Annotated in this window: 23 protein-coding genes; 5 read left to right on the plus strand and 18 right to left on the minus strand. The window is 73.9% G+C overall.

The features are described 5' to 3' along the window. Window positions 1-127: 127 nt before the first annotated feature. Window positions 128-1477, minus strand: coding sequence for a YhgE/Pip domain-containing protein (locus tag ACZ7IF_RS00105; RefSeq protein WP_470960759.1), 1350 nt, complete (start codon window positions 1475-1477; stop codon window positions 128-130). A 133-nt stretch (window positions 1478-1610) separates the two neighbouring features. Here ACZ7IF_RS00105 and ACZ7IF_RS00110 point away from each other — a divergent pair, with 133 nt between their 5' ends. After that, a complete protein-coding gene (locus ACZ7IF_RS00110) occupies window positions 1611-2276 on the plus strand; it encodes a MerR family transcriptional regulator (protein ID WP_470960761.1) in 666 nt (221 codons plus the stop codon). 42 nt (window positions 2277-2318) lie between these two features. Here the strand turns inward: ACZ7IF_RS00110 and ACZ7IF_RS00115 are convergent, their stop codons facing one another. The 6 genes from ACZ7IF_RS00115 to ACZ7IF_RS00140 all read right to left on the minus strand — a co-directional run bounded on the left by ACZ7IF_RS00115 (window position 2319) and on the right by ACZ7IF_RS00140 (window position 7875). Further along, the gene (locus ACZ7IF_RS00115; protein WP_470960763.1) at window positions 2319-2579 is read right to left on the minus strand and encodes a hypothetical protein; all 261 of its coding nucleotides are present in this window, start codon (window positions 2577-2579) and stop codon (window positions 2319-2321) included. 223 nt (window positions 2580-2802) lie between these two features. After that, window positions 2803-3156, minus strand: coding sequence for a hypothetical protein (locus ACZ7IF_RS00120; protein ID WP_470960765.1), 354 nt, complete (start codon window positions 3154-3156; stop codon window positions 2803-2805). A 324-nt stretch (window positions 3157-3480) separates the two neighbouring features. Further along, entirely contained in the window at window positions 3481-3894 is a 414-nt protein-coding gene (locus ACZ7IF_RS00125; RefSeq protein WP_470960767.1) for a nuclear transport factor 2 family protein, read from the minus strand. A 99-nt stretch (window positions 3895-3993) separates the two neighbouring features. Continuing rightward, on the minus strand, window positions 3994-5301 hold the full coding sequence (locus tag ACZ7IF_RS00130) for a ClC family H(+)/Cl(-) exchange transporter (RefSeq protein WP_470960769.1): 1308 nt from the start codon (window positions 5299-5301) through the stop codon (window positions 3994-3996). Window positions 5302-5428: 127 nt separating this feature from the next. After that, window positions 5429-7444 (minus strand): sigma-70 family RNA polymerase sigma factor, encoded by a 2016-nt coding sequence (locus ACZ7IF_RS00135; RefSeq protein ID WP_470960771.1) that lies wholly within the window; start codon window positions 7442-7444, stop codon window positions 5429-5431. A 107-nt stretch (window positions 7445-7551) separates the two neighbouring features. Next, window positions 7552-7875, minus strand: a complete 324-nt coding sequence (locus ACZ7IF_RS00140) for a YciI family protein (protein WP_470960773.1) — start codon at window positions 7873-7875, stop codon at window positions 7552-7554. Window positions 7876-8026: 151 nt separating this feature from the next. On the opposite strand from ACZ7IF_RS00140, the gene ACZ7IF_RS00145 reads away from it, so the two are divergent. After that, window positions 8027-8698 carry a DUF998 domain-containing protein gene (locus ACZ7IF_RS00145; RefSeq protein WP_470960775.1) on the plus strand — a complete coding sequence of 224 codons (672 nt, stop codon included), beginning with the start codon at window positions 8027-8029 and terminating at the stop codon, window positions 8696-8698. Window positions 8699-8845: 147 nt separating this feature from the next. Here ACZ7IF_RS00145 and ACZ7IF_RS00150 read toward each other — a convergent pair whose 3' ends face one another. After that, window positions 8846-9328 carry a hypothetical protein gene (locus tag ACZ7IF_RS00150; RefSeq protein ID WP_470962239.1) on the minus strand — a complete coding sequence of 161 codons (483 nt, stop codon included), beginning with the start codon at window positions 9326-9328 and terminating at the stop codon, window positions 8846-8848. Window positions 9329-9454: 126 nt separating this feature from the next. After that, a complete protein-coding gene (locus tag ACZ7IF_RS00155; protein WP_470960777.1) occupies window positions 9455-10267 on the minus strand; it encodes a hypothetical protein in 813 nt (270 codons plus the stop codon). Between the two features lie 100 nt (window positions 10268-10367). Here ACZ7IF_RS00155 and ACZ7IF_RS00160 point away from each other — a divergent pair, with 100 nt between their 5' ends. Further along, the gene (locus ACZ7IF_RS00160) at window positions 10368-11108 is read left to right on the plus strand and encodes an SDR family oxidoreductase (RefSeq protein WP_470960778.1); all 741 of its coding nucleotides are present in this window, start codon (window positions 10368-10370) and stop codon (window positions 11106-11108) included. Window positions 11109-11111: 3 nt separating this feature from the next. Here ACZ7IF_RS00160 and ACZ7IF_RS00165 read toward each other — a convergent pair whose 3' ends face one another. From ACZ7IF_RS00165 to ACZ7IF_RS00175, 3 genes are read right to left on the minus strand one after another with little or no spacing between them, the layout of a single operon-like run. Beyond that, window positions 11112-12041 carry an ABC transporter permease gene (locus tag ACZ7IF_RS00165; RefSeq protein ID WP_470960780.1) on the minus strand — a complete coding sequence of 310 codons (930 nt, stop codon included), beginning with the start codon at window positions 12039-12041 and terminating at the stop codon, window positions 11112-11114. Continuing rightward, window positions 12038-12925 carry an ABC transporter ATP-binding protein gene (locus ACZ7IF_RS00170; RefSeq protein WP_470960782.1) on the minus strand — a complete coding sequence of 296 codons (888 nt, stop codon included), beginning with the start codon at window positions 12923-12925 and terminating at the stop codon, window positions 12038-12040. Before ACZ7IF_RS00170 ends, ACZ7IF_RS00165 begins: the two co-directional genes overlap by 4 nt. After that, window positions 12922-13311 carry a GntR family transcriptional regulator gene (locus ACZ7IF_RS00175; protein ID WP_470960784.1) on the minus strand — a complete coding sequence of 130 codons (390 nt, stop codon included), beginning with the start codon at window positions 13309-13311 and terminating at the stop codon, window positions 12922-12924. Before ACZ7IF_RS00175 ends, ACZ7IF_RS00170 begins: the two co-directional genes overlap by 4 nt. Before the next feature lie 205 nt (window positions 13312-13516). Between ACZ7IF_RS00175 and ACZ7IF_RS00180 the strand changes: the two genes are divergently transcribed. Further along, window positions 13517-14491 (plus strand): MsnO8 family LLM class oxidoreductase, encoded by a 975-nt coding sequence (locus tag ACZ7IF_RS00180; protein ID WP_470960786.1) that lies wholly within the window; start codon window positions 13517-13519, stop codon window positions 14489-14491. A 12-nt stretch (window positions 14492-14503) separates the two neighbouring features. Here the strand turns inward: ACZ7IF_RS00180 and ACZ7IF_RS00185 are convergent, their stop codons facing one another. The 6 genes from ACZ7IF_RS00185 to ACZ7IF_RS00210 all read right to left on the minus strand — a co-directional run bounded on the left by ACZ7IF_RS00185 (window position 14504) and on the right by ACZ7IF_RS00210 (window position 21557). Further along, complete coding sequence (locus tag ACZ7IF_RS00185; protein WP_470960788.1) at window positions 14504-15568, minus strand: chitinase; 1065 nt, start codon at window positions 15566-15568, stop codon at window positions 14504-14506. A gap of 93 nt (window positions 15569-15661) precedes the next feature. Further along, window positions 15662-16666, minus strand: a complete 1005-nt coding sequence (locus tag ACZ7IF_RS00190) for a BtrH N-terminal domain-containing protein (RefSeq protein ID WP_470960790.1) — start codon at window positions 16664-16666, stop codon at window positions 15662-15664. A gap of 64 nt (window positions 16667-16730) precedes the next feature. Then, entirely contained in the window at window positions 16731-18344 is a 1614-nt protein-coding gene (locus ACZ7IF_RS00195) for an alpha/beta hydrolase (protein WP_470960791.1), read from the minus strand. A 312-nt stretch (window positions 18345-18656) separates the two neighbouring features. Further along, window positions 18657-19802, minus strand: a complete 1146-nt coding sequence (locus ACZ7IF_RS00200; protein WP_470962241.1) for an RNA polymerase sigma factor — start codon at window positions 19800-19802, stop codon at window positions 18657-18659. A 26-nt stretch (window positions 19803-19828) separates the two neighbouring features. Then, window positions 19829-20236 carry a YciI family protein gene (locus ACZ7IF_RS00205; RefSeq protein WP_470960793.1) on the minus strand — a complete coding sequence of 136 codons (408 nt, stop codon included), beginning with the start codon at window positions 20234-20236 and terminating at the stop codon, window positions 19829-19831. 136 nt (window positions 20237-20372) lie between these two features. After that, window positions 20373-21557 (minus strand): serine hydrolase domain-containing protein, encoded by a 1185-nt coding sequence (locus tag ACZ7IF_RS00210; protein ID WP_470960795.1) that lies wholly within the window; start codon window positions 21555-21557, stop codon window positions 20373-20375. 96 nt (window positions 21558-21653) lie between these two features. Here ACZ7IF_RS00210 and ACZ7IF_RS00215 point away from each other — a divergent pair, with 96 nt between their 5' ends. Continuing rightward, window positions 21654-22253, plus strand: coding sequence for a hypothetical protein (locus tag ACZ7IF_RS00215; RefSeq protein WP_470960797.1), 600 nt, complete (start codon window positions 21654-21656; stop codon window positions 22251-22253). Window positions 22254-22265 lie beyond the last annotated feature (12 nt).

Below are 22265 nucleotides of genomic sequence, written 5' to 3' on the forward strand. Positions count from 1 at the left end.
GGAAAGGCGGGTTCCGCGCGTACGCCCTGTCAGGGGTACCGCGCGGAACCCGCCTTTCCAAGGATCCCGGCTGTGGCCGGCCGCCCGTTGCCCTGAAGGGCCCCCTCGGCGGCCGGCCGGGCCCGTCTCAGGCCGTGGCGGGCGCCGGAGCCTCGGCGGCCGCGGGCGGCTCCGGGGTCTCGTCGGCGGATGCCCCGTCGGCGGCGGGGCGGGGGATGCGGTGCAGGCCCCGGCGGTCGTAGAGGCGGGTGACGGCGAAGCCGAAGAGCAGCGCGGCGACGAGGGCGATCCCCATCGCGGTCCACGCACGGGTCAGGCCCGCGTCGGCCTGGGCCCCGTAGAACAGCAGGGAGCGCAGCCCCTCGGTGACCTGGCGCAGCGGCTCGAACTCGGCGAGGCCGCGGAAGAAGCCGGGCAGTGCCTGGAGGGGCACGGTGGCGCCGGAGGAGGGGACGGCCATGGCGATGAAGACGATGGTGGCGAGGAGCATGCCGGGGGTGCCGAAGGCGGCGAACAGGGCGAGGCTGCCGATGCCGACGACCGCGATGGTGGCGACCGAGTACAGCCACAGCAGGCCCAGGTGGGAGGCGTCCATGTCGAGGACGGCGACGGTGGCGACCTCGACCAGGGTGCCCATGATCACCGACATGCCGAGCATGAGGGCCATGCCGACGGCCAGGGTGCGGACGCGGCTCGTGTGCTGGACGGGTTCGCGCTTGCGGACCGGGCCGTAGTCGGTGTGCAGGTAGCCGAGCGCGGTGTCGACCTGGGAGTTGACCAGGTTGGCGCCGAGCATGCCGCAGACGACCAGGACGAGGGCGTAGTAGAAGGCGCTCAGGCCCATGGCGCTGCGGGAGCCGACGGGGTGGCCGTCGGCGACGGTCACCGTCACCGGGTCGGCCAGCTTGAGCTGGGCGGCCGTCGGCAGCGGGGTCTTCTGGGCCGCGGCCTGCTTGAGGAGCTCCTGGCCGATCTGGGCGGAGGCCGCGTGGGCCGCCTTCTGGGCGGCCTGGGAGGACATGGAGGAGCCTATGCTGCCGGCGGCCTGGTTGGTCAGCACCGTGATCGTCGGCGGCGCGGGCTTGCCCTGGGCCGGGGGCTGCGGGGCGGCGAGCGCGGTCACCGTGGCGGAGAAGTCCCGCGGGATGACGAGGGCGCCGAAGACCTTGCCGCTGCCCAGGCGCTTGTCCGCCTCCTCCCGGCTGACGAGCTGCCAGTCGATGCTCTTGTCGCCTTCGGCGGCCTTCTCGATGCCCGAGACGACCTGCTCGCCGAGGGTGACGCGGCGGCCGCCCGCGTCGGCGCCGGCGTCGGCGTTGACCAGGGCCACCGGCAGGTCGCGCAGGTTGCCTCTGGGGTTGACGTTGCCGCCCACGTAGAGCAGGGCGAACAACATCGAGACCACTGCGGCGATGAGTCCCGTACCGATCCACAGCTGGGGTCGGCGGAGCACGGAGGGTGGCGTGGGGTGAGGCATCGATTCTCCGGTGCGGCTGCGATTCCTGAGTTGGATACTTATGGTATCCAGTAACTGGATACTGGCAGTATCTTGTTGTGGTGTCCAATCGCCGATGACGGATACCGGACCGCATGACCAGCAGGGAAGCCGCATGAAGATCTCGGAGCTCAGCCGGCTCACCGGCGTGCCGGTCGCCAGCATCAAGTACTTCCGGCGGCAGGGCCTGCTGCCGGCCGGACGGGCGACGGCCGCGACGCTGGCGGAGTACGGGGAGGAACACGCGGAGCGGCTGCGGCTGATCAAGGCCCTGACCACGCTCGGCGGCCTGTCCATCGCGGCCACCCGCGAGGTGCTGGGGGCCGTCGACCAGGCCCACAGCACCGAGGGCGCCCTCGGTGCGATCAGCTACGCGCTCCCGGTGCCGGTGGCCTCCCAGGGCCCCGGGGGCGACGAGGAGGAGGACGACGCCGACGAGGCCGCCGGGGTGGAGGTGGCGGAGCTGCTCGCGGCCCTGGACTGGCGGGCGCCCGGCACGTCACCGCACGTCAAGGGGCTGACGGCGGCGCTCAAGGAGCTGCGCCGGCTGGACGCCCAGTACGCCCCCGGCGAGCTGGCCGCCTACGCGAGACTGGCCGAGTCGGTGGCCCGGCTGGACCTGGAGCGGGCGTCCTGCCTCGACGAGCCGGTGGCCCTCGCGGAGCGGGCCGTCATCGTCTTCGCGATCTGCGCCCCGGTCTTCGAACTGCTGCGCCGCCTCGCCCAGGAGGACCAGGTCCGTCGCCGCATCGCGGACGACGCCCCCGAGTCCGGCTGCTAGGGGGGCCCGCGGTGCCGGCGCGGACCCCGGTGCCGGCGGCGGCTATTCGGTCGCGGGCCTTCCTGCCAGGGCCTTGGCGACGGTCGCCGTGCTGAGCCTGGTGGCCCGCACCAGCTCGTCACGGTCGACGCCGCGGCGGTTCGCCGCGCGCATGGCCGCGTTCCGCAGGGCCACGTCCGGACGGAAACGGTGGCGGGCGAACCTGTGCTGCACGACTCCGGCGAACCGGGCCAGGAGCCGGCCCTGCCACGCGGTGATGACCTGCTTGCGAGGGGTGGGGAGCGGTGTTGCCGGTGCTGCCAAGGGGCGTCCCTTCGGTCGACGTCTGCACTGTCGACGGTGACGGCAGCACCGGCCCGCGGCCAGAGCGCGAACAAGCCGCCTGCGGTGGGACGGAAGGAAGCCATGAGGAGCGGCGCGGCTCAGGGGGCGCCCCTCACCGCCGTTCGCCACTCGGGGCGTGGCGCGGGGGTGCCGCCGGGGGCGCTGGGGCCTGGCCGGCGGCTTCAGGGCTGCTCCGCAAGGGTCAGATGGTGACGCAGATGCCGTCCTCGATGGTGCGGCCGTCCCGCTCCAGGCCGCCGCAGACGAGCTTCGCGCCCGCCTGCTCGTAGCCCACCGCCCACCGGTGCGAGGCGGCGTTCACCCTCGGACCGTGGAAGTCGCCCCAGTAGGACCGCAGCGTGCCCGGCAGGCCGTCCTTGGTCTGGACGGTGATGTCCTGCACGAAGCGGTTGTGGTGGGCGGTCATCACACAGATGTACCTCCCGCATTGGCTGTCGACCCCGCTGGGCCGCGCGTCGGCGGGAGCACCGGTGGTGAGCGCCAGGGTGACACCGGTTGCCAGGGTCGCGGCGAGGTACCGCAGGGGGTTGTTCATGGAAGAGCCGTCTTTCTTTCTGTCGCTCTGTCACTGCTCGAGGAACGCCGGCGGGCGGCGGTGACCGTCGTGCCCGCTGGGGCCCGCCCTTGATCACGATCCGTTTGTAACGACCCGCGGCCGGGCCGGGACAGGGCCCGAAGGGGGAACTCACCCGAGTGGGCCAATGCGTTCACCTGGCGAAACGCCACTGCACCGGCGGAGCGGCGACCGGCGCGCCGGCGAAGTGGTGCGGAGCCGCCGCGGCCGGCTGACGCCGCGTGCGCCGACGGCCCGGCGGGCGGGAAGTGAGGGCCCGCCCGCGGGGCGGTCCGTGACGGAGTCTCAGTCCATCAGCGCGGGTGCGAAGTAGTCGCGCAGCCGCGCGATCTTCCCGTCCCGGACGCGGAAGATCTGCACCAGCGAGACGGCCCGGTCTGCCGCGTCGCCGTCGCCGTCGAAGACCGTGTCGATCTCGGCGATGAAGACGTCGGGATCGGAGGTGGTGTGCAGCACGTACCCGGACTTCCCGAAGTTCGGGGCGCGGCCGCCCTCGGCCGGTCGGGCGTAGTACGCCGCCATCGCGCTGCGGATCTCCTCGCGGCCCGCCAGCCTCCGCGGGAAGGCCGCGCCGTCCGGCATGAGCGGCGCCTCGAAGACCCCGTCCTCGGTGAAGGTCTCGGCGAGGGCGTCGGCGTTCCGGCTCACGGTGCCGGCGTGAAGGTAGCCCTCGAAGATCTGCTGCGGTGTCGGTGACACGGCGGCCTCCCCTGGAAGTGCGGCTGGGAATGGAAGGCCACACCATCACAGTGCCGCCTCCCCGAAGGGGGTTTCCGGCAACGATCACCCTCCGCCGGCTCAGGGCCGCTCCAGCATCCGCCGCCGCAGGCTGTCGTAGACGGGCTCGCTCTCCAGCGCGTCCGCGGTCAGTGTCGCGGCGAAACAGGCGACCAGCAGCGGCAGGACGAGCGGGGTGGCGCCGGTCATCTCCAGCACCAGCACGACACCCGTGAACGGCGCCCGTACGACGCCGGCGAACAGGGCGGCCATCCCGACGGCCGCGAACGCCCCCGGACCGGCCGCCCCGGCCGGCAGCAGCGGCGCGGTGACCGCGTGCGCGAAGGCCCCCCACAGGGCTCCCAGGGCCAGCAGCGGGGCGAACAGCCCGCCCGGGGTCGCGGCCGCGTAGCTGAGCGGGCCCGCCACGAACCGGACGGCGAAGTATCCCGCCAGCACCGCCACGGCGGGATCCCCGCCCGCCAGCAGGCTTTCGCTCAGCGGGTCGCCGCCCCCGGCCAGCAGCGGGTCGTACGCCATGAGCAGGCCGACGACGGCCCCGATGGCCGCGGCCCGGGCCACGAGCGGCACCCGGGTGAGCCGGTCGCACACGGCCAGCGTCCCCACGACGAGGCCGCCGTAGGCCGCGCCCAGCACCCCGGCCACCGCGCCGAACAGCAGGAAGACGGGCAGCATCCACACCGCCGGGACCGGCGTCGGCCCGACCGGGAAGACCGGCGCGTCGCCCACCAGGAACCGGGAGCAGGCGAGGGCCGAAGCCGTGCCGACGAGGGTGAGCAGCACCAGGCGGGGCCGGACCGTACGGGTCACCTCCTCGCAGACGAACAGCAGCCCGCCGAGGGGCGCGGTGAAGGCCGTGGCCAGGCCGGCGCCGCTGAGCGCCGTGTGCAACTGCCGGGCGTCCGCGGCGTCCAGGCGGGTGAGGCGGCCCGCCCCGGACCCGATCGAGGCCCCCATGTGCACGATCGGGCCCTCCCGCCCGAGCACCAGGCCGGATCCGATGGCGATGAGGCCGCCGAGGAACTTCGCGGGCAGCAGCCACAGCGAGGGGGGCCCCGGCTCGGCCTCCTCCCGCCATACGGCCTCCACGTGCTGGATGCCGCTGCCCGCGGCGTGCGGGACCCGCCGGGCGATCGCGCAGGCCACGGCCGCGCCGGCCGCGGCGAGCGCCACCGGGATCAGCCAGCCCGGGCCGCCGAGTCCGCCTGCGGCCTCCAGCACCCGGCCGCGCAGTTCGGCGGCGCGTTCCAGGCACCAGCGGAACGCGCCGCCGACCATCCCCACCAGGGCGCCGGCCGGCACCGCGATCAGGTAGGCCCGGTACCCCTCCGGGGCGCGCCCGGGCGGGCCGTGCCGAGGACCGGGCATGCGCTGCCTCCCCACCGAGCCGTACGGGACGTCGTCCGAGCCTGGACCCGTCGGGCGTCCGGGCCGGCGAAGCTCGCCGGACGCGCGCGCCCGGGGCGCCCGACCGGGCGAAGCGGCGCGCCGCCCGTCAGGGGCGCCGGGTGCCCCTGAGCCGGCGCAGGGTGTAGCCGGTGCCCGCCGGGTCCAGGGATCTGGTGGCCTCCTTGAAGAGGTACTCGGCCCGCTCGTAGGACAGGCGCCGGCGGCCCGTTTCCGGGCAGAGGTCGGCGGGCCCGGGGGTCCGGGCGGGGCCGGGCCGGCGGTCCGAGAGGAACACCGGCCCACGGGCGCGGCCGGCCAGCAGCCGGGGCAGGAGGGCGGCGGTCCCGGAGCGCCAGCTCACCCGGGAGCCGCCCGAACGGGCCGAGCGGGACCGGCGGTCGTCCAGGTCCAGGTCCTCGACGTCCAGCGACAGGACCGTCGTCACGGGTGCGGCCGACTCGTGCAGGAGCAGCCACAGGGTGCGTTCGCGCAGCGGGAGGTCCGGGCGGCTCCAGAGCGCGTCGAGCTGCGCGGGGTCCAGGGCCGGTGTCCGGGGGCGGGGCCCGGTGGCGGGGTTCCCGGTGCGGCGGTCCAGGCCTGCCGCGAGGTCGGCCCGGGAGGCCCACGCGCCGAATGAGCGGACGGCGGAGCGGTGCCGGTTCCAGGTCGCGGGCGCCGCCCCGCTCCAGGCCGTGGCGAAGGCCGCCGCCACCTGCTCCGGCGTCACGGAGGCGAGCGGCCGCCGTTCTCCGAGGGTCAGGCGCAGGCGCCGCAGGGTCTGCCCGTACGAGTGCACGGTCGAGGCGTCCAGATCGCCCCGGGTCAGGAACTCGTGGGCGGCCTGCCCCAGTGTGGGACCGGGCGGGTCCGCCGGGCCGGTGGCGGCGATCGCGTCCGCGCGCCGGAGCAGGAAGGCACGCTCGGCGGCGTTCCCGGTGAGGGACGCCGCCCGGTGGAACTCCAGCCGGGCTTCCCCGTACCGCTCCAGACGGACCAGCAGGTCTCCCCTGACGCTGGGCAGGAGGTGGTAGTCGCGCAGTGCGGGGTCGGCGGTGAGCGAGTCGACCAGGTCGATCCCCGCCCGGGGCCCGTACGCCATCCCGAGCGCGACGGCCCGGTTGAGCTGGACGACCGGCGTCGGCAGCAGCTGCGCCAGCGCCCCGTACAGGCCGGCGATCTGCGTCCAGTCCGTCTCCTCGGCGGTGCGCGCCTGCGCGTGGCACACGGCGATCGCCGCTTGCAGGAGGTACGGGCCGGGCGGGCCGCCGGCCTGCCGGGCGCGCAGCATGGCGGTGAAGCCGCGGCGGATGAGCAGCTGGTCCCAGCGGCCGCGGTTCTGTTCGTGCAGCTGGACGGGTTCGCCGGAAGGGCCGGTGCGCGCGGCCGAGCGGGAGGCCTGGATCTCCATCAGCGCGACCAGCGCGTGCGTTTCGGCGTCCTGCGGTGCCAGCTCGGCCAGCAGCCGGCCCAGCCGCAGTGCTTCGAGGCAGAGTCCGGGGCGCATCAGGTCGTCGCCGGTGGTGGCCGAGTAGCCCTCGTTGAAGATCAGGTAGACGACCTCCCGTACGGACGCGAGGCGCCCGGCCAGTTCCCGGCCGTCGGGGAGGTCGAAGGGCACGCGCTCCTCGGCCAGCGTCCGCTTGGCTGCGGCCATCCGCTGGGTGATCTCCGACGGTGTGACGAGGAAGGCCCGCGCGATCTCCTCGGCCGTCAGGCCGCCGAGGAGCCGCAGGGTCAGTGCGGCCCTCGCCCGCGTCGGCAGTGCGGGGTGGCAGGAGATGAGCATCAGCCGCAGGACGTCGCCCTGTTCGGCATCCGCGTCGAGGCCGGGTTCGAGGCCCTGTCGCTGGTCCAGCTCGTGGGCGAGCTGCTCCTGTTTGCGGGCCAGCCGCTCGGAGCGGCGTATGTGGTCGACGGCGCGGCGCTTGGCGGTCGTGGTCAGCCAGGCTCCGGGGTTGTCCGGGACGCCCTGGACGGGCCACTGTTCGAGGGCGGCGACGAGCGCGTCCTGGGCCAGCTCCTCGGCGAGGCCGACGTCGCGCACCATCCGCGTGAGCCCGGCGATGATCTTCGCCGATTCGAGCTTCCAGACCGCGTCCACCGTGCGATGGACATCCGGCACGGGCCGATCACAGCACATGCCCCGGCCGCCCGCAAGCGGCGGCCGGGGCTTCGGGACTTCGGGACTTCAGGGCTTCGGGACTTCAGGGCTTCGGGGCTTCGGACGGCTCAGGGGCCGAAGACCTGCTGGACCACGCTCTCGCCGTCACCGACGATCCTGCGGAACCGGCGGGCCAGTTCGACCGCCTCCTCCTTGGACCGGACCTCGATCAGCGCGAAGCCGGCGACGGCCTCCTTGGCCTCGGCGAACGGCCCGTCGGTCACCGTGATCTCGTCGCCGACGGAGGTCACCAGGACGCCGCCCGGTTCGAGGCCGCCGGTGGCCAGCAGCACGCCGGCCGCCGACAGCTCCTCGATGAACCTGCCCATCTCGGCGTACAGGTTCTCGTCGGGGGCGGCGTCGGAAGGCCGGGTCGTCATCAGGTAGCGCACGGGGATCCTCTTCTCGTCATGAGGTGCTGGTGTCCACCCACACGTCGAACGGGCCGATGTGACAGGGAACGCCGCGCATTCCCTGTCACATCGCCGGATCGACGTGTCAGCGAGAACGGAACGCCGAACGCCGATCCCGGAGGACAGGCACATGAACACCGCCACCACCCGCACCGCCCGCAACACCCCCGCCGCCCACGCCACGGCCGGCACGAGGCTCGCCTGCGCCGTCGCGGCAACCCCGTTGTGGACGGTCGTCGCCCTCACCCAGGCCGCGACCCGCGAGGGCTTCGACATCACCCGCCACCCGCTGAGCGCGCTGAGCAACGGCTCGCTGGGCTGGCTCCAGATCGCCAACTTCCTGGCCGTCGGCGCCCTGCTCGTCGTCGGGGCGGGAGGCCTGCGCCAGGCCCTGCACGGCACCCCCGGAGGCACATGGGCGCCACGGCTGGTACGGATCGGCGGCATCGGCATGATCCTGGCGGGGGTGTTCGTCATGGACCCGGCCGACGGCTTCCCGGCGGGCACGCCGTACGGGCCGCCCGCCGCGCTCACCTGGCACAGCTACGCCCACTTCGCCGCCGGGTCGGTCACCTTCGTCTCGCTGATCGCGGCGTGCTACGTCCTGGCCCGCCACTTCGGCCGCCTGCGCGACCGCCGCCACACCGCGCTCGCCCTCGTCGGCGGCACCGCGCTCCTGCTCGGCAACGGCTGGGCGATGGCCGGCGGCGAGGCAGGCACCCTCACCCTGGCGGTGGGCGTCATGACCGCGATGCTCACGGTCTCCCTGATCGCGAACCGGTACCGCCGCCACGCCCGCTGACACCGCCGGCGCGATCGCCCCGTCGTACCGATGGCCGCGTCCCGGCGGTTCCGTGGGGTCAGTCCGTGGCCTCCCGTTCCTCCGGGGCGAGTGCCGCGCCTTGCCGCCAGGCGGCGAAGGAGACGGTCCGCATGTGCTCCACGGGGGTCACGCGGTGTGCTTGTAGAGGCTGTCGAGGTGGAAGCGGCCGCGGTCCGGGACGTCCGCGCGCCCGGCCGGCAGGCCGAAGACCGCGTGGACGCCGCCGGGTCGGGTGACGACCGCCGACTGTTCGTCGAAGGTGAGGATCGGGTTGGGGTCGTGCCGGCAGCCGGCGGCGTCGAGGGCGGCGAGGAAGTCCTCGCGCAGGACGGTCGCCGCGTACGCGCCGGCGTCCGGCAGTACGCGGGGCGGCAGCCTGACCGCCGAACCGGGGTCGAGCCGTATCGAGATGCCGCTGACGTGGCGCCGGGTGACCTCGAGTTCCAGCCCGCCCCAGACGTACGGGTACCCGTCGAAGTCCGGGCCCTTCATCTGGATCTGGGGGTGCGGGCGGCCCGGGCCGAGGATCTCCTCGGCTCCGGTGAGGGACATTCCGCAGTGGAGCGGACCGACCCGGCCGGTCACGGCGAAGCCGAGGAGCACGTTCATCAAGGTCACGACGGTGACTGTCGCAGCTCTGATGGGGACGCGCACGTCAATATGGCCGCGGGGTCCGGGCAGGCCCCGGGCCGTCCCTTCCGGATCTCACCTGACCCGCGAGATCCGAAAGGCGGCCTAGACGGACATGAAGGGGGTCGACAGGAAGGCGAAGAGAGCCAGGAGCGCTATCGGGGCCGCGGCCGCGAGGACGGTCGCCTGGAGCCAGCGGCCCTTGCCGTCGGCACGGACCACCCTGCCGGGGTCGTGGGCGTCGTAGCTGACCTCCAGGCGGAGGCGGCCGCTCGTGTCGAAGTACGTGCGGGTGTTGCCCTCCAGGTCCCCGTACAGGTAGAGGGTCGGTTCGGCGGCGCTGTGGGCGTACTCCGCCGTCACCGTGATGCCGTGCCGGGGCAGGCGCCAGCGCTCGGTGACCGCCGGCAGCAGCAGGATGACCACCCCGGCGAAGGGGAAGCAGACACCGCCCGTGAGCCAGACGAAGATCATCATGACGGGGTGCGTGACGACCGAGACCACCACGCTCATCACGGCGATCGCGAGGACGGAAGTCCACACCATCCACCTCACCCGCCGGCCGAACGCCTCCTTCGGGGTCTCCGGTTCGCGCTCGGCGGGGCGGGTGGTGACCAGGGCGGCGCCGTCCACGGCCGCGGCGCCCTCGGGGACCGGCGGGAGCGCCGAGTGGACGGCCCGCGCGAAGGCCGTCGCCGCCGCCGCGCTGACGCCCTCGATCCGGTAGACGGCCGGCGGGCGCCCGGCGGGCGCCCTGAGGCGGACTTCGACGGCCCGCCGCTCGGCGTGGACCAGGGCGACGGCCTCGAAGGGTATGCGGTGCTCCCGGCCCGCCCGCCGCAGGACCAACTCGCCCTCGGCGGCTCGTAGATCGGTGCGCTTGCCGCTTCGGAGGACGGGTATCGGCGTGATCGGCATGGCCGGATCCTAGCGGCCGCAGCGGGCGTTGCGGGAGTTCTGGATCTTGTGTTACGTTTTTTTATGTAACGAGCACTACAGAAATAAGGGGGAGCTCCTCATGGGCAAGAACGCGCTCGTCACCGGCGGCAGTCGGGGAATCGGCCGGGCGATCGCCGAGCGGCTGGCGGCGGACGGGGTCACCGTCGTGCTGACCTACGCCAGCGACGAGGCCGCCGCGCGGGCGACCGTCGAGCGGATAGCCGAGGACGGCGGCCGGGCCTTCGCGCTGCGGGCCGAGCTCGGCCGCCACGGGGACGCGGCCGCGCTCTGGGCCGCCTACGACGAACTCGGCCTGGACGGCGTCGACATCATCGTGAACAACGCGGGCATCGGGCTGCCCTCCCCGCTGGGCGAGGTCACCGAGGAGGGCTTCGACCGGGTCTTCGCGGTCAACGTACGGGCCCCGTTCTTCGTGGTGCAGGAGGCCCTGGGCCGGCTGCGCGACGGCGGCCGGGTCGTCAACATCTCCAGCGGCGCCGCCCGGCTCGCCATGCCCGAGATCCTGGCCTACGGGGCGACGAAGGGCGCCCTCGACACGCTGACCCTGAACCTCGCCAAGGCCCTGGGCTCCCGGGGCGTCACCGTGAACTCGGTCGCCCCCGGCATCGTCGACACCGACGTCAACGCCGGCTGGCTGCGCGGCAACGCCGAGGCCGAGGCGCACGCGGCCTCGCTCGCCGCGCTCGGCCGGGTCGGGCAGCCGCGGGACATCGCGGACGTCGTCGCCTTCCTCGCCTCGGACGCCGGCCGCTGGGTCACCGGCCGCGTCGTCGACGCGACCGGTGGAGCGGGACTGTAGGCCTCAGCCGCGCCGGGCGCGCAGGACCCGGAACGCCGCGTACAGGACGGCGGCGGCCAGGACGAGCACGAGGGCGGTCTCGATCAGCTGCGTCGGCCAGTAGTGCGAGGCCGGGTGGAACTCCGCGTACCGGGCGGTGATGTTCAGGTCGGCCGGGCAGACGCCCATGTCCCGGGTCCGCTCGAAGCAGGCGTACTCGGGCAGGCGCGCCCCCGAGGCGGTGATCAGCCCCGAGTCCGTCATCAGGGAGTCGGGCGGCGTCAGCCCGCCCGGGTTCCCGGCGAAGGGAATGGTGTTGGTCTGCGTGGGCAGGAGCGACCACCGCAGGGAGCCGAGGCCGAACAGCACGAGTGCGGTGAGCAGGCCCGCGGCCGCCATGGCCGCTACGGTGCGCCGGACGAGCTGTCCGACGAGGAGTCCGACCGCCACGCCGAGCAGGCAGTAGCCGGCCAGCACCGGGCCGGTGGCCTCGTACGGGCCCCGGTCGAACCAGGTGAGCTGCCAGGTGCTGGACACCCGCGACCAGCCGATGCGGTAGACCAGCACCAGCGAGGCCGCCGCGAGGGCGGACACCAGGGCGGCGACGACGGCCTTCGCGCCGAGCCAGGCCCTGGGGGTGGTCGACTGGGTGAGGGCGAGCCGCCAGGTGCCGCTCTCCAGTTCGCGCGCGGTCATCGGGCCGGCCACGAAGGCGCCGGCCAGCGGCGGCAGCAGGAGCAGGCCCGTGCCCGCGTACTCCATGCAGAGCCGCAGCAGGTCGTAGCCCCGGGTCGGGTACGCGAACGCCCCGTCGGAGCCCGGGGCACCGGCCCAGACGCGCAGCGCGACCACCGCGGCGAGTGCGGCCGCCACGAGCGCGGGCAGCGCCCGGCCCACGCGGCGGTGCTGGCGGACCGTGGCCCAGTACGGTCCCCTCGGGGTCAGCGCGCTCATGCCCGCACCCCCGCGCCGGTGAGGGTGTCGCCGGCGGCGAACGGCGGGGCGTCGGGGGAACGCAGGTGGGCGAGCAAGAGCTCCTCCAGGGAAGGGGTGGCCGTCTGCCAGGTCCGGTTGTCGACGGGTCCTCCCGGCCGGACGAGGGCCGTGAGCGTGCGGCCCGTCGTACGGCTTTCGACGACGGTGTGGCGGGCGAGGTCGGCGGAGGCGGCGGCCGGGCCGGTGAGCAGCCGGTGGGCGGCGTTGACCTCGTCGATGGGGCCGGAGAGGCGGATCCGGCCGCCGTCGGCGAGGAGGAGGTGGTCGCAGGCGCCCTCCAGCTCGGTGAGGATGTGCGAGGACATCACCACGGAGGTCCCGTTGTCGGCGGCGTCGGCCATCAGCGTGCCCATGAGCTGGTGCCGGGCGAGCGGGTCGAGGTCGGCCATCGGCTCGTCCAGGAGGAGCAGGGCGGGCCGCTTGCCGAGGGCGAGGGCCAGGGCGACGCGGGTGCGCTGGCCGCCGGAGAGCGTACGGATCCGGGCCCCCCGGGACAGTCCGCCGGCTTCCGTGATCCGCTCGGCCGTCTTCGCGTCCCAGCGGCCGGGGTTGAGTTCACGGCCGAGGCGCAGGGTCTCGTCGACGGTGAGCTGCGGGTAGAGGGGCTTGTCCTGGCCGACGTAGGCCAGTTCCTCGCGCGGCGCCGTGCGCAGGGTGCCCTCGGTGGGGAGCTCGAGCCCGGCCGCGAGCGACAAGAGGCTCGATTTTCCGGCGCCGTTGGGGCCCACGAGTGCGCATATCCGGCCTTCGGGCAGCCGGAAGGTGCAGTCGCGCAGCGCCCACGCCCCCTTGCGGCCGTAGCGCAGTCCGAGGCCTTCCGCCTCGATCACGGTGTCCGTCATGCGTCGCCGTCCCCCTTGAAGTGTCGGTCCAGTACGGATGCGAAGAGCGCGGCCACGTCGTCCCGTTCCATCCCGGCGGCCCGTGCCCGCCGCGCCCAGCCTTCGAGTTCGTCGTGGAGCGGGGAGTCGGCCGGGGCACTGCCCAGGGACTTCCGGATGAAGGTGCCCATCCCCCGCTTCGCCTCGACGAGCCCTTCGCGTTCCAGCTCGCGGTAGGCCTTGAGGACGGTGTTGGGGTTGATGGCGGTGGCCTCCACGACCTCGCGCGCGGCCGGCAGCTTGTCGCCGGGTTCCAACAGGCCCAGGCGCAGGGCCTGTTTGGTCTGCTGGACGATCTGCAGGTACGTGGCGATGCCGCTGCGCCGGTCGATGCGGTACTCCAGCACGACAGCATCACCCTTTCACTAGTTGACTAGTGAAAGGGTGATGCAAGGGTGCGGCTCCTGTCAACCGGTCAGATCCGCTCGGTGCGGACACCGCGCACGCGGCTCCGACGCCGCGCACGGGCGCGCCGGCGGCCGGCCCCGCCACGTGGCGCAAAAGGGATCACCACCCCGCTCACCGGGGCGGCCGGTCCCTATGCTGGCGGACATGATCGACATACCGCTCTCCGCGCTCGAAGTCGCGATGGTCCAGACCGGCACCCGGGCCGTGGACACCCTGCGGGACACCGCGGCCTTCGCGCAGGAGCTGGAACGGCTGGGCTACCACCGGGTCTGGTACGCCGAGCACCACCACTCCCCCGCGATCGGGGCGTTCCCGCCGGTCGTGCTGACCGCGCACGCCGCGGCGTCCACCTCGGTGATCCGGCTGGGCTCGGGCGGCGTGCTGGCCCCCAACCACGCGCCCATCACGCTCGCCGAGCAGTTCGGGACCCTGGCCGCCCTGCACGAGGACCGCATCGACCTCGGCGTCGGCCGCGGTCCCGGCACCTTCGACGAGGGCATCGCGCGCGCCCTGCGCCGCGGAGCGGGACCCACGACGGACACCGAGTACCGGGAGGACGTGGCCGCGGTCCTGTCCTTCCTCGTGGAGGAGGTCGCGCTCGGCCCGCTGCCGGAGCCGTGGCTGCTCGCCTCCAGCCCCGCCGGGGCCGCGCTCGCCGCGGAACTCGGCCTGCCGGTCGCCGTCGCCCACCACATCCGGCCGGAGAACACCCGCGCGGTCCTGGAGCGGTACCGGGCCGCGTTCACCCCTTCGCGCTGGTGCGCGCGGCCCCGGGTCCTGCTGTGCGTGGAGACGGTGTGCGCGGAGACGGAGGAAGAGGCCCAGTGGCGCGGCGGGCCGATGAACGTCGTCAAGGCGGGGCTGCTCAAGGGGATCAGCGACATGCCCTTCCCCACGCCCGAGGAGGCCGCCGCGCACCCCTTCACCCGGGAGGAGCTGGGGGCCCTGGCCGGCTTCCGCGCGCAGCAGGCCGTCGGCACCCCCGAGACCGTCGTACGCCGGCTCGCGCAGCTGGCCGGCGAGAGCGGCGCGGACGAGCTGATGCTGACCACGCCCGTCTACGATTTCCGCGACCGGGTCCGCTCGTACGAGCTGATCCGCAAGCACCTGGGGGCCTGAGGGGCCGCGCCGTCAACGGCCCTGGAGCGCCCTGACGTTGTCGCCGAAGGTCCAGTTCCGGGATCCGTCCCAGTTGAGGGACCAGGTCATCAGCCCCTTGAGCCGGCCGCCGTAGGGGTTCCAGGCCTGGGCGACCAGGCCGGGCGCCAGATAGCCGCCGCCGGCGCCCGGCTGGGCCGGAAGCCCGGGGACCTGCTTGTCGTAGGGCACCCTGATCGTGGTGCCCTGGACGACGAGACCGCGGTCGAGGCAGTCGGTCTGAGCCTTGAAGCCGGCGACGGTCCCGGCGGAGTAGGAGTCCCCCGAGCAGCCGTACATGCTGCCGTTGTAGTACTGCATGTTCAGCCACCACAGCCGGCCGTTGTCGGCGTACTTCTTGACGACGGGCAGGTACGCGCCCCAGATCGAGCCGTACGCCACGCTGCCGCCGGTGACGTACGCGGTCTCGGGGGCCATCGTCAGGCCGAATCCGGCCGGCATCCGGTCGAGCACGCCGTCGATGATGCGGATCAGGTTGGCCTGGGACGGGGAGAGGCGGGTGATGCTGCCGGAGCCGACGAGGCCGGTCTCGATGTCGATGTCGATCCCGTCGAAGTTGTACTTCTTCAGGATGGGGACGATCGTCGCCACGAAGCGGTCCGCGACGGCGCTGGAGCCGAGGTCGATGCCGGCCGCCGCGCCGCCGATGGACATCAGCAGGGTGAGGCCGTCCTCTTTGGCCTGGCACATCTCGGCGGGGGTGGGCACCTTCACGGTGCTGTCCATGCCGTCCTCCCACAGGACGGTGCCGTCGGAGCGGATGACGGGGAAGGCCGCGTTGACCACGTTGTAGCCGTGGGCGCGGATGCGGCTGTCGGTGACGGGGATCCAGCCGAGGGGCGGGTGGACGCCGTTCGCGGCGCCGTCCCAGTTCTCCCAGTACCCCTGGAGTACCTTGCCGGCCGGCTTCGGCTTCACCGCGCAGGTGTCGGGCGCGCGCGGCCCGGGGGGCTCGGCCGCAGCCGCCGCGGGCAGCTGGGCGCATAACGCGGCGAGTCCGAGGCCGAGGCCGAGCAGGCGGATGGTGCGACGGATCACGGGGTGCTCCCTTCGTCCGTTCGCGCCGGAAGTGGCGCGTCACCACGTAGGGTTGGTCCAGACCATCCATCCGTCAAGGGTGTGCGGGTCCCCCTACTTCTCCAGCGCCCGGACCGCCTCGCGCTCCAGTTCCACACAGCGGTCCACGCGCTCCGCGCACGCGTCGAACAGCGCCCGCCGCTCCTGCGGACCGCCCTGCGGGTCGGCGTCCCGGGCGAGCACGGCCAGCGCCTCCCAGTGGCCGGCGGACTCCCGGAAGAGTCCGGCGGCCTCCGGGCGCCCGACGAGATCGAGGAAGTCGGCGTACAGCGGCCGGGTCGCGCCCGGGGCGGTCCACTCCTCCTCCAGACAGGCGTACAGCCGCCCGGTGCCGGCCCGGAGGGCCTCGGGCGAACTGCCGAACCGCCGCTCCCATCCCGTCTTCGTGGTGCCGTCGCGCAGCTGGGCGGCGAGCTTCTCCATGCCGGTGAAGCCGAAGTTCACGTCGAAGGCGTTGCCGAGGACCGCCCCGGTGAGGTGCGTGACGGTGGAGGCGATCGCCCCGTCCACGTCCGGCTCCCCCTCGGCGGGCCCGGTGGGCACGATCAGCTGGTGGCGGCCCTTGCGGTGGGCGGTCCAGGCGGCGCCGAACTCCTCGCGGCCGATCCGGTACGGGGTCTCGGCGCCGTCCTCGATCAGCAGGTCGTCGCCGTCGTACCCGGCGATGACCACGGTGTACGGGTCGGTGCCCGTCATCTCGGCGTCCGGGTCGGCCGCGTGCCAGGGCAGGGAGGAGCGGTCGACCACGCAGAACGCGGGCTGCCCGCCGTCCAGCGCGGCACGGACCCGGCCCCAGCGGGGGTTCATCGCGCGGGTGGCCTCGTACGGGACCCCGAGGCGGCCGAGCGCGACCTGCACCCAGGGCTCGGGGTGGGCCTGGGCCACGATCGTGAGGATGGGCAGGCGTCCCTCGTACTCGAAGACGAAGTACATGAAGCCGATGCCCCCGGCGAGGCCGGCCACGAGCTCCTCGTCGTGGACGCTGCCCAGGGCGTGCCTGATCAGCGAGGCCTCGCGGTGGCGGCCGGTGCCGAAGTCTTCGTATACGAGCGCAGTCATGGGGTGAGCCTAACCGCGCGGGCCGCGGCCGGTGACCGGCCGCGGCCCGCGCGGAGGCCGGTGCTCAGCGCAGGGCCGGAATCACATCGCGCGTCTCGTCGACCTCGATGCCCGCGGTGCGGCGGCCCGGCGCCTCCGGGGGCGCCTCGTCCGCGCAGACGGTGCCCCGGGCGGGCAGCGCCAGGGTGGCGAGGTACTGCGTGGCCAGGGCGCTGACGCAGGTACTGCGGTTGTACGCGGTGTGTCCTTCGGCGTCGAACGTCAGCAGGCGGCCGTTGTCGAGCGTCCTGGCGAGGGCCACGGCGTCCTGGTACGGGGTGTCGGGGTCCCCCGTCGTGCCGAGGACCAGGATCGGGGCGGAGCCGGCCGCCCGGTAGGAGCCCTCGAAGCGGCTCGGGCGCTCCGCCTGCCACTGGGCGCAGGTGGTCGCGTGGTTGTGGTCGTAGGTGGGCGGGCCGAGGCCGATCGGGGGGCCCAGCAGCGGCGCGGAGGCCGCTTCGGCGCTGACCAGCGCGCCCAGGAGCAGGGGGCTCTTGGGGTAGACGCGGTCGGCGCACTCCACGGCCAGGTTGACGTTGAGGAAGTCGAAGGACCCGGGTGAGGGCGGGTTGAGCAGGAAGGAGGTCTGGCGCGCCTGGGCCGCCCGCAGGGCCTGTCCCAGGTAGGGCCAGACCTCCTTGCCCGAGTTGATGTTGAACATCAGGCGGTAGGCGAGGGTGTAGCCGGTCGCGGGGCGTCCGCTCGCGGTGACGACCGGGTCGGCGTCCAGCGCCCGCTTGAGCTCCTCGAAGGCCTCCCGGGGCCTGCCGTCGCCGAAGCCGCACGCGGCGGGGTCCTTCGCGCACCAGTCGAGGAACCGGCCCACGGCCCCGTCCAGGGCGGTGAACTGCGCGGCGTCGTAGGCGTAGGGCAGGTCGGCGTAGGTGCGGGGGTCGTAGGCGCCGTCCAGGACCATGGCGCGGACGCGGCGGGGGAACTGCGCGGCGTAGACGGTGCCGACGTAGCTGCCGAAGGAGCGGCCGTAGAAGGTGAGCCGCTCCTCGCCGAGGGCCTGGCGGAGCAGGTCGATGTCCTTGGCGTTGGAGCCGGTGCCGATGTACGGGGCGAGGTCCGCGGCCCGCTGCCGGCAGGCGGTGGCGAAGTCGAGGCCCTGCCGGACCGCTTCCCGCAGGGCTCCGGGGCCGGGTACGCCGCGTGCGGCGTCGACGGCGGCGGAGTACTCCTTGTCGTTCCAGCACTCCACCTGTCCGCTGCGCCCCACGCCGCGCATGTCGTAGCCGACGACGTCGAAGGCGTCGCGGAGGGAGGCGGGCAGGTTCTCGTAGCTGTTGCGGGCGAAGTCCACACCGGAGTTGCCGGGTCCGCCGGGGTGCAGCAGCAGGACGCCGGTGCGGTGGGTCCGGTCGGCCGCGGGCCGCCGGGTGACGGCCAGCGGGATCGTACGCCCGGCCGGGTCCCGGTAGTCCAGCGGTACGCGGGCGGTCGCGCACTCGAAGGCGTCCCCGGGGGCGGCGCCCTCGCAGGGGCCCCAGGACAGGACGGGGACGGGCGGGGCGGCGGGGGGCGCCGCCGTGGCGGCCCCGGGCGCGGCCCCGAGGAGCGCGGTGACCGCGATCAGCACGAGGGTCGTCCCCCACACCACTCGTTTGCGCGGCTCATCGGGTGAACGGGTCTGCATACGGCGGGCTCCCTCTGTGACGGGTCGTCGAAAGGCGGCGCACACGATCGGGGGGCTCGTGGGCGCTCCGCTCGGCCGAGCGGCGTGGCCAGGTTCGCACCCCTGGGCCCGCCTGGACAGACGGTCCGTGGTGCTTACACATCCGGAGCTTCGCGCTCCTTCGCCTGCGCCCGGTCGGGCCCGTCGGCCCCCGCCGCCCGTGGCCGTGTGCGGGGCGCCGGCCGGCCCGGATTCCGGGGAGGTTCCCCGGCGGGCGCTCTCCCTCCCGGGCCGGTCCGGGAAAGCACCCGTGCGCGGTACGCGGGGGCCCGGTCAGCGGCGTCCGCGGGCGTTGAGCCGGGCGGCCTGGCGCGTCAGGTGGTCCCGCTCGGCGAGGTTGGGGGCCTTCCGGGCCGCTTCGGCGTACAGGAGGGCCGCCGTCGCGAGGTCGCCGTCGCGTTCGTGGAGGTACGCCGCCACCGCCGTGTGGCGGGGCAGCGTGTCGTCCAGCGCCGAGAGCGCCGCCAGGCCCGCGCGGGGTCCGTCCGCCTCGCCGACGGCCACCGCGCGGTTGAGCCGGACGACCGGGCTGCCGGTCAGGCGTACGAGCTCGTCGTACCACTCGACGATCTGCGGCCAGTCGGTCTCCCGAGCGGTGCGCGCGTCCGCGTGGAGGGCGGCGATGGCGGCCTGCGCCTGGAACTCTCCCAGACGGTCCCGGGCGAGGGCCCGCTGGAGGATGCCGACGCCCTCGGCGATCGCCCCCGTGTCCCAGAGTCCGCGGTCCTGTTCGGCGAGCGGCACCAGGCTGCCGTCGGGCGCGGTCCGGGCGGCGCGCCGGGCGTGGTGGAGCAGTATCAGGGCGAGCAGCCCCGCCGCCTCGGGGTGGTCGGTCGCGGCCGCGAGCTGCCGGGTGAGCCGGATGGCCTCGGCGGCGAGGTCGACGTCCCCGGAGTAGCCCTCGTTGAAGACCAGGTAGAGCACGCGCAGCACGGTGGCGACATCACCGGGCCGGTCGAGCCGTACGCCCGAGACGGTGCGCTTGGCCCGGCTGATGCGCTGCGCCATGGTCGCCTCGGGCACCAGGTAGGCCCGGGCGATCTGGCGGGTGGTGAGTCCGCCGACGGCGCGCAGCGTGAGCGCGACCGCGGACGACGGCGTCAGCGACGGGTGGGCGCACAGGAAGTAGAGCCGGAGCGTGTCGTCGGCGGCGGGGGCCGGGCCGGGTGCCGGCTCCTGGTCGGCGAGGTCCTCCCGCCGGCGGCGGGCGGTGTCGGCGCGGGTCGCGTCGAGGAACCGCCGCCAGGCCACGGTGACCAGCCAGCCCTTCGGGTCGCGCGGGGGTTCGGCCGGCCAGACGCGGACCGCCTCGACCAGCGCGTCCTGCACGGCGTCCTCGGCCGCCGCGAAGTCGGCTCCGCGGCGGACGAGGACGGCGAGCACGCCCGGTGTGAGGCTCCTGAGCAGTGCCTCGTCCATCCCGGGCACCTCGGGCATGTCGCAGGTCACTCCGTGATGGTGGGCGGCTCGGTCAGGAAGGGGCGCAGTTCGAGCCACTCGTGGATCGGCTCGCCGCCCGCCCCGGGGGCGGCGGACAGTTCGCCGGCCAGCTCGACGGCGCGTTCGTAGCTGTCGACGTCGATCACCATCCAACCGGCGATGAGGTCCTTCGTCTCGGCGAACGGGCCGTCGGTGACCGGCGGGCGCCCCTCCCCGTCGTACCGGACGAAGGTCCCCTCGGGGGCGAGCGCCTGGCCGTCGACGAACTCGCCGGTCTTCTCCAGCCGGGCGGCGAAGTCGTTCATGTACTGGACGTGGTCCGAGATCTCCTGTGGCGTCCACTGGTCCATGGGCACGTCGTTGACCGCCGCCGGGGCTCCGCGGTAGTGCTTGAGCAGCAGGTACTTGGCCATGATGACTCTCCTCCGTGGTGCTGGTGCGACCCCTTCCGGTCGCGTTCATACAGGAGACGGAGCCGGTTGCGGCTTCTCGACATCGCCGCCGGGGAATTTTCTGACGGATGTGTGCGGCCGGGGGCGGCCGTGCGGCTCAGTGGGCGGGGAGCGGGTTGGCGGGGCAGTACTCGGCGTCCATGATCTTCTGCTTGGCTTCCCCGTTCCAGTCGCCGTTGCGGTTGTACGCGAGCTGGTGGCGGGCGTCCTCGGTGGAGACGGCGAGGGAGGTCGAGCCCACCATGCCGCCGCCGTGGCCCCAGAGGGTCGTCCCGCAGCCCGTCCGGAACCGGGTGATGCCGAGCCCGTAGGCCATGTCGGGGCGGTCGGGGACCGGCACGGTCGTCTTCATGGCCTTGAGCTGCTCCGGCCGGAGCAGTTCGCCGCGCAGCAGTGCGCGGTAGAAGCGGTTCAGGTCTCCGGTGGTGGAGATGATGTCCCCGTCGGCCCAGCCCTGGGAGCCGTTCATCTCGGTGACGTCGTCGATGCGGTCGGGGGCGGACTCGAACAGCTTGGAGTAGTGGCGGCTGCCGGGCGAGGGGATGCGGATGCCGTCGCCGGGGTTGGAGGTGGCCTTCAGGCCCAGCGGCCGGATGATCCGGTCGCGGACCTCGGCCTCGTACGTCCGCCCGCCCGCCTTCTCGATGATCAGCCCGGCGAGGACGTAGTTGGTGTTGGAGTAGGAGTGCCGGTCGCCGGGCCGGAACAGCGGCTGGTGGGACGTGGCCACCCGTATGTGCTTCTCGGGCGGCAGGGTGTCGTACCGGTGCGTGAGGTAGCCGTCGCCGCTGATGTAGGTGGAGAAGTACTCCTCGTCGGCCAGGTAGTCGAAGAGGCCGCTGGTGTGGTTGAGGAGCTGCCGTACGGTGATCTTGCTGCCGTCGTTGCCGTTGCCCCGTACCAGGCCGGGAAGGTGGTGTTCCACCTTGTCGTCGAGGTCGAGCCTGTGCTCCGACTCCATCTGGAGCAGGATGGTCGCCACGAACGTCTTGGTGATGCTGCCGACGCGGAACCGGTCGTCGGCGCCGCGCGGTGCGCCGGTGGCCAGGTTGCCGACGCCCGACGTCGACTGCCAGACGCCGTGGGCGTCGCGCGCCTGTGCCGTGATGCCGGGGGTGCCGGCCTTCACGTCCGCGTCCATCTCGCGCTGGGTCGCCGCGTGCCGTGCCTTGGCGGCAGCGGGGTCCGGCGAGGCGTGGGCGGGGGCCGCCAGGGCGGTGGCGGCGATGGCGGCCGCCGCGAGGCCCACCGCGCCGGCCCGTGCGGTCTTCCGTAACGTCATGGCTTCTCGTCTCCTTGCCGTTGGGCTGTCTGGTTGTTCCGCACGGGAAGACTCCGGCGGGCCGGGGATGGTTGAGCCCGTCTAGGATCTTCGGCCGTGGGGGTTGACATCGACGGGGTGATCGAGGCGCGCGGGCCCGGCGGGCGCTGGGAGACGGTCGGCAGCCTGCTGGACTTCGGGCTCGGGCGCGAGCGTCACGTCTGGGAGTGCCTCTTCGGTTTCGGCGGGAGCCTCGGTGTGGACCGGCCGCTGTTCGACCAGCGGGGAGTCCCTGACGATGTCTCGGATCCGGTTCCGCGGACGAGCGGGGAACTGCACCACGGCCACTCGTACGCCACCTGGGCGGAGGTCGCGGCGGTCGACTGGGACGTTCCGGTCTGCGACGCTCCCGCCTGGTCCTGGCTCGGCGAGTGGCGTCCGGGCCCGGACGGCGGGCCCGTGCTGCACGATGTGGTCTGGGCGCGGGCCGAGGTCCTCGACGCGGCGGAGGAGGCCTTCGGCGAGGACCTGATGCCGCCGGAGTGGCCGCCGGGCGCGGGCGTCCGCCTGAACGGCGCCGAGTACCGCCCGGTGGTCCTGACGCCCCGGATGTTCGTCCCGCCGGACGGCGGCTGGGGACCCGTATGGGCGGCGATGCGCGCGCTCGCGGCCGTGCACGGGGACCGCAACGTCCGCCTGGTCGTCTGGTTCGGCTGAGGCCGACGGCCC

It is taken from the genome of Streptomyces sp. NPDC037421 (assembly GCF_055602105.1).

What these genes read in the sequence shown, in the direction of transcription:
- ACZ7IF_RS00120 (WP_470960765.1), bottom strand. Translation starts at nt 3,156, where the DNA reads ATGAACAACCCCCTGCGGTACCTCGCCGCGACCCTGGCAACCGGTGTC.
- ACZ7IF_RS00205 (WP_470960793.1), bottom strand. Translation starts at nt 20,236, where the DNA reads ATGGCCAAGTACCTGCTGCTCAAGCACTACCGCGGAGCCCCGGCGGCG.
- ACZ7IF_RS00145 (WP_470960775.1), top strand. Translation starts at nt 8,027, where the DNA reads ATGAACACCGCCACCACCCGCACCGCCCGCAACACCCCCGCCGCCCAC.
- ACZ7IF_RS00110 (WP_470960761.1), top strand. Translation starts at nt 1,611, where the DNA reads ATGAAGATCTCGGAGCTCAGCCGGCTCACCGGCGTGCCGGTCGCCAGC.
- ACZ7IF_RS00190 (WP_470960790.1), bottom strand. Translation starts at nt 16,666, where the DNA reads ATGACTGCGCTCGTATACGAAGACTTCGGCACCGGCCGCCACCGCGAG.
- ACZ7IF_RS00105 (WP_470960759.1), bottom strand. Translation starts at nt 1,477, where the DNA reads ATGCCTCACCCCACGCCACCCTCCGTGCTCCGCCGACCCCAGCTGTGG.
- ACZ7IF_RS00195 (WP_470960791.1), bottom strand. Translation starts at nt 18,344, where the DNA reads ATGCAGACCCGTTCACCCGATGAGCCGCGCAAACGAGTGGTGTGGGGG.
- ACZ7IF_RS00160 (WP_470960778.1), top strand. Translation starts at nt 10,368, where the DNA reads ATGGGCAAGAACGCGCTCGTCACCGGCGGCAGTCGGGGAATCGGCCGG.
- ACZ7IF_RS00165 (WP_470960780.1), bottom strand. Translation starts at nt 12,041, where the DNA reads ATGAGCGCGCTGACCCCGAGGGGACCGTACTGGGCCACGGTCCGCCAG.
- ACZ7IF_RS00155 (WP_470960777.1), bottom strand. Translation starts at nt 10,267, where the DNA reads ATGCCGATCACGCCGATACCCGTCCTCCGAAGCGGCAAGCGCACCGAT.
- ACZ7IF_RS00210 (WP_470960795.1), bottom strand. Translation starts at nt 21,557, where the DNA reads ATGACGTTACGGAAGACCGCACGGGCCGGCGCGGTGGGCCTCGCGGCG.
- ACZ7IF_RS00150 (WP_470962239.1), bottom strand. Translation starts at nt 9,328, where the DNA reads ATGAACGTGCTCCTCGGCTTCGCCGTGACCGGCCGGGTCGGTCCGCTC.
- ACZ7IF_RS00180 (WP_470960786.1), top strand. Translation starts at nt 13,517, where the DNA reads ATGATCGACATACCGCTCTCCGCGCTCGAAGTCGCGATGGTCCAGACC.
- ACZ7IF_RS00130 (WP_470960769.1), bottom strand. Translation starts at nt 5,301, where the DNA reads ATGCCCGGTCCTCGGCACGGCCCGCCCGGGCGCGCCCCGGAGGGGTAC.
- ACZ7IF_RS00200 (WP_470962241.1), bottom strand. Translation starts at nt 19,802, where the DNA reads ATGGACGAGGCACTGCTCAGGAGCCTCACACCGGGCGTGCTCGCCGTC.
- ACZ7IF_RS00170 (WP_470960782.1), bottom strand. Translation starts at nt 12,925, where the DNA reads ATGACGGACACCGTGATCGAGGCGGAAGGCCTCGGACTGCGCTACGGC.